Raw genomic sequence first — 4,497 nt, forward strand, 5'->3', positions numbered from 1 at the left:
AGGTGAAGGTGATGGTCTGCCGTTTCGTTGAGGGTCTCGTTGATCGTTCGTTGAACCATCCGTATCAACGTCCGTTTCAACGTCCGTTGGATTTTCGTTGCCTTTGCCGTGCTGGTTTTGTTCAGCCAGTCGCTTGGCCTCTCGTTCAAGTCTTCGTTTCTCTGCCGATGCTTTCCCCGCCTCGCTCCGTTGCTTCACGTTGGCCTTCGCGCGCACCAGTTCAGCGTCAAGGCGGTGGTGGCGGAGTTGGCCGTCGTCTTCATAGAAGAATGTTTTGAGCTCGGGCCATGAAGCCTCCCAGGATGCGCGATCCATGCGCGTAATGCGGCGCAGGCGCTCTTCATTGACGGGCAACACGCCTTCGTTGGTCCATGCGTTCATCAGGAGCAGGAGATAGGCCCCGTGTTCCTCTGTGCTCAGGTGGGATGTGTCGGCCAGGTAATCGGCGATGTAGAGCGGCATCCAGATGTCTGCGCGCTTCTCTTTAGCGGTTCGGCTCATAGCATGATTACCCCCTGACTCGCTGGATCATGCCCATGGTCACCGAGACCAGATCCCAGAGCGCAGCCTCGATCCGCTTGGCCTCGGCCGGGCTGACTCGCTCGCCCCACTCGGAATCCGGCTGCTCGGCTTCGGAGATCTCGCGCGCGACGTCGCCGCATTCCGTCGTCAGCCGGCAGCACTCGCGGGAGAGCTCCTTGAGGGTTATCTCCGCATCAGGCAGGGCCACAGTCACGCGGTTGCAGAGCGCGGCCAGGGCGTCGGCAATCGCGGGGTCTTGCGTGCGGTCGGTAATCTCTGCGGCCTCTTCCAGCGTCAGCTGGTTGGTTTCGCAGTTGGGGTTCAGTTTGTTGGCAAAAATGGTCGGGCTCTTGCGCATGACCATGGCGAGGCCGGCAATGCCGTTGTGGTAGCTCTTGGCTACAGACTGGGCAGCAGCGGTGGTATGTGTGTAGCGACTTTGGCTCATAAGCTTGCCTTTCTATTCATGCAGAATGCATCTTTCGGCGATGTCATACTTGAGGCAAAACGTCAGGATGGGCCAACTGGCTGCAGTGCAATGAATGCAGGTTCAGCAGGTTTGCCCCTATTTCGTAGGAGAGCCGCTTTCCACGTTTACCCTGGGCAATGGCATTGACCAAGGAACGGGAACACCCAACTTTTTCGGCAATGGTGTCTCGATCCAGGCCTGCAGATTCGAGAGAAGAAATGATGGCGGTCCAGTCCATGGCTCGCAGTAACCTAAGGAAGAAGATGCCTTCATTAAAACACAAATGTGTTGATGGCTACAACACCAATGTGTTGTTGAAACCGGATACGATTGTGTTCATGAACACATACGGTGATCGCGTACGCACGCGGCGAGTTGAGCTTGGGCTGAGCCAGAGCGAACTGGCAAAAATGATTGGCGCCAAGAATCAGTCGACAATTGGGAATATCGAAAACCGGAATGGGTCTTCGAGGTACACGCTTGAGTTATCGAAAGCTTTGCGCGTCAGGTTCGAGTGGTTGGAGACCGGGCAGGGGGAAAAGGAACTCCCCGGGGAGGATGTTCCAGTCTTACTGCACGAGGCGACCCTCAGGGACATACTCGCAGAGGTTGAGCGGCGAGGATCTGGTGATTCTGCGAGGTTACTTGCAGAGCTGATCCTAAAAAACAAGACAGGCGGCTAAGCCGCCTGTTTTTACTTGGCTCTCAGGGCTTGTTCAAGGCCGGCCATGTCCCCCCACTGTATATATCCGATTGTCCCATCCTCAAAGAGTTTGTACCCCGCCATTGCCATCACTCTACTTGGCTGACGTTCAGGTCTGAAATGGTGGCAGGTAGGCGCATGGATACAAGGTACACCAGGGTCATGGGGTATTTCGGTATTGCCGCATTGCATTTCTTACTCCGTTTCCGTTTCTTGTCGAGCGTAGGGCCTGTCGTCTGTCACTATGTTGTTGTGTTGTGACGATATTTTCCCATTTGACGGAGTTCAGTGTCACTTCCCCAGAGGAAGTCGAATCTGTACACAGTATTTCTACGTATTTTTGAAGCAAATATTTAAGAGCTATGCGCTATTCGCATGCGCCGATCTTGAACATCAACTGTTCTATTGTGTTGGCAGAATAACGGTCCATGAGCTGGTTTATGTGGTAATCCACGCCTTTTCTCGTCATGCCTAATTCTAATGCTATCTCGTCTTTTTTTAATCCCTTGTGACAATACAGTTCTATTAGTGTTTGCTGAATTACTTCCATTTGGGAAGTTTTCCTGTTTGAAGCAAAAACTCTATAGGCAACGTCCACCAGATCCGGCATTAGTACTTCCAGCAAATCGCGAGTCTCCCGGTCGTCCTCTATCTCTTTCCCAATCATCGACAGAATCACGCGGCAGTCTTGCCACTCGCCAATGAAGGACAGGCCGTGTTGCATCCGGTGTTCGTGCGCGGCCCGCGCAAACTGCTCGTCGAGTTTTGTTCGTGGTTCCAGCGTCGTCAGCATCGGCGACCACGGGAACACGGCGCCGGCCGGGCCGTAGGCGACAGGGTCAACGCGATGGAACTGGTTTGCCGAGTAAGTCGTGATCCAGGCCTTGGGCCAGCCGAGGTTTATGTTCAGCGCTTTGTCGAATCCTTGGTCGCCAAAGAAGGCCACCAGGATCAGCGGCGCGCCGCCGGCAGCCGCACGCACAAGGGCCAGGGCCGCTTCAAGATCGTGCGCAGTCCTTACCTTGATTAGCACCCGCCTGAGCACCGCCACGTCGTGCACCACTGCACCCGTTCGCCGCCTGAAGAGCTCCACGGCCTCCGGCAGGTTTGAAAGCGTTATCTGCATTAAGACCTCCTCATTGTTCACATTAGGCCATTTCTTGGCAGCCTTTGTGTCTCAACACCGCCTGCACGCCCCCTTTTCCTATTTAGATAGCCAACCTGCTGGGCGGTCCTCGATTTAGCTTGGCCAAAAAAGCAACACGCAAAAACACGAACAACACAAATGTGTTGACCATGGATAACACAAACGTGATAATCGTCTCACCAGCCCAGCACACCGGGCACCGATCCTTAACAACCCAGTTCAACCGCCCACCGGGAGCAATCCCGAAACGGTGCCTGCAAGACGACAGTAAGGCCAGTGTGTGCGAGTAGCCCAGGTCCGGCGCTAGAGCGAGGGATGCTTCGATAGCACCCCCAAGGACACAGCTACACGGTTTCAACATGCTGACGTGGTAGTGGGATCGGCGCCTGCAAGGCGTTAAGAAGCAGCGCAGCTCTGAGAACCAGCGCCAGCGAGCATGCAGCCAAGCCCACCGTGGTGAGTACAAACGGAGGCAGGTAGTAAGTATGGATACGGTTTCCATCTCTTCGGAGATGCGACATAGTGATATGTCATTCTCTTGAAGAGGTGGAAATCATGTCGTTGCGGGATGAGTACATTAAGGCAGGTATCATCAAACCTGCAGGAATGGTTACTGAAACAGCGGCCAGCCGGCCAAGGGATGTTGTTGGTGCGGTACTTCCGAGCGATAGGCCAAAGAAGCATAAAGGCCCACAGGGTGCAAAATCCCTAACAAGGCCAGCACCAGCAGGATCGCATCAGAACCGAGGGAGTTCCTTCTCAATCGCAAGCAAGCCATCCAGGGAAGTCATGGGCGTGAAAGTGTCCCTAAAGCCGGTAAAAACCTCCGGTCGGAAGGGATCAACTAAGAGCGTAGCCAAAACCTACACCTTTGTTCTAGATCGAGGGAGCTGCAAAAAGTCGCTAGCAAATGCATTCCTCAGAGAAGCCGCTGATCCCTACTGCCCATTTTGCAATTTAAAGTTCAAGGCCGGCACGCTTGAGAGGCACGTTTCCCTTGCGCATCCAAAAAAGCAAAAGGTTCAAACTAAAACAGCGCCGGTGATCTCCACCGTAAAAGCTACGTTTGTCAGTGGAGGCCTTCCAGGACTGAAGAAAAGGTAATCAACAAAAAGCCCGCTGAGCGGGTTTTTTTACGACCACCGGCAGGCATACCAAAGCGCCTCCACCCCTTAGCTGGGGTGCTTTGGTGTGCCACGGCACACAGGCGAGAGCGGCCTGAGTACAACGGCTTCAGGGGCCAGCGTGGCCCCACCAGTTTCCCCCGCAGTACCTTGGCCGCCCGCGCTCACCCCAGCCGGGCGGCTTCTTTTTGGAGGTCACAGCATGCCTCACTTCATGATCGGCTGGCTCAGCGACGCCCAGGCGCAGCAGTTGCGCGCCAACGGCGAGTGTTTGCGCTTCATGTGGTTCAGCCGCCGCGGTACACCGGTTCACCAAGTCGTGAGGGCGCGATGAGCTACGCCCTTCAAACCATCGCCATCGGCGCGGCCATCGTGCTGCTGCTGGCGCTGCAAACCTACTGGAGTTGATCACCATGAGCCTGCAAAACCTGTCTTGCAAAGTGCTTGCCGACCTGGGGCGGCACGGCGCCGCGATGGCGGCGGATGAGCTGGAAACGCTCGCCATCGAACGTGAAGCGGATCTGATGCTGTC

The 4,497-nt window shown here is 55.3% G+C and carries 7 protein-coding genes; 3 read left to right on the top strand and 4 right to left on the bottom strand.

Annotated features, from left to right (window positions below):
* The 3 genes from ACODRW_RS24080 to ACODRW_RS24090 all read right to left on the bottom strand — a co-directional run.
* Positions 1-501, bottom strand: a 501-nt coding sequence (locus ACODRW_RS24080) for a YdaU family protein (RefSeq protein WP_488906888.1), incomplete at its 3' end; no start/stop codon positions are given.
* Positions 502-508: 7 nt separating this feature from the next.
* Positions 509-970, bottom strand: a complete 462-nt coding sequence (locus ACODRW_RS24085; protein WP_488906889.1) for a phage regulatory CII family protein — start codon at positions 968-970, stop codon at positions 509-511.
* Positions 971-1,013: 43 nt separating this feature from the next.
* A complete protein-coding gene (locus ACODRW_RS24090; protein WP_488906890.1) occupies positions 1,014-1,229 on the bottom strand; it encodes a helix-turn-helix domain-containing protein in 216 nt (71 codons plus the stop codon).
* On the opposite strand from ACODRW_RS24090, the gene ACODRW_RS24095 reads away from it, so the two are divergent.
* Positions 1,228-1,674 (top strand): helix-turn-helix transcriptional regulator, encoded by a 447-nt coding sequence (locus tag ACODRW_RS24095; RefSeq protein WP_488906891.1) that lies wholly within the window; start codon positions 1,228-1,230, stop codon positions 1,672-1,674. The genes ACODRW_RS24090 and ACODRW_RS24095 overlap by 2 nt on opposite strands.
* A 387-nt stretch (positions 1,675-2,061) precedes the next feature.
* Here the strand turns inward: ACODRW_RS24095 and ACODRW_RS24100 are convergent, their stop codons facing one another.
* Complete coding sequence (locus tag ACODRW_RS24100) at positions 2,062-2,820, bottom strand: helix-turn-helix transcriptional regulator (protein WP_488906892.1); 759 nt, start codon at positions 2,818-2,820, stop codon at positions 2,062-2,064.
* Positions 2,821-3,396: 576 nt separating this feature from the next.
* On the opposite strand from ACODRW_RS24100, the gene ACODRW_RS24105 reads away from it, so the two are divergent.
* A complete protein-coding gene (locus ACODRW_RS24105; RefSeq protein ID WP_488906893.1) occupies positions 3,397-3,945 on the top strand; it encodes a hypothetical protein in 549 nt (182 codons plus the stop codon).
* A gap of 222 nt (positions 3,946-4,167) precedes the next feature.
* Positions 4,168-4,299 (top strand): hypothetical protein, encoded by a 132-nt coding sequence (locus ACODRW_RS24110; protein WP_254894529.1) that lies wholly within the window; start codon positions 4,168-4,170, stop codon positions 4,297-4,299.
* Positions 4,300-4,497 lie beyond the last annotated feature (198 nt).

The sequence above is a fragment of the Chromobacterium sp. FG89 genome (assembly GCF_057808735.1).

Excerpts from the sequence above, each read along its gene's own strand:
- ACODRW_RS24090 (WP_488906890.1), bottom strand. The coding sequence starts at position 1,229 with ATGGACTGGACCGCCATCATTTCTTCTCTCGAATCTGCAGGCCTGGAT.
- ACODRW_RS24100 (WP_488906892.1), bottom strand. The coding sequence starts at position 2,820 with ATGCAGATAACGCTTTCAAACCTGCCGGAGGCCGTGGAGCTCTTCAGG.
- ACODRW_RS24110 (WP_254894529.1), top strand. The coding sequence starts at position 4,168 with ATGCCTCACTTCATGATCGGCTGGCTCAGCGACGCCCAGGCGCAGCAG.
- ACODRW_RS24105 (WP_488906893.1), top strand. The coding sequence starts at position 3,397 with ATGTCGTTGCGGGATGAGTACATTAAGGCAGGTATCATCAAACCTGCA.
- ACODRW_RS24085 (WP_488906889.1), bottom strand. The coding sequence starts at position 970 with ATGAGCCAAAGTCGCTACACACATACCACCGCTGCTGCCCAGTCTGTA.
- ACODRW_RS24095 (WP_488906891.1), top strand. The coding sequence starts at position 1,228 with ATGGCTCGCAGTAACCTAAGGAAGAAGATGCCTTCATTAAAACACAAA.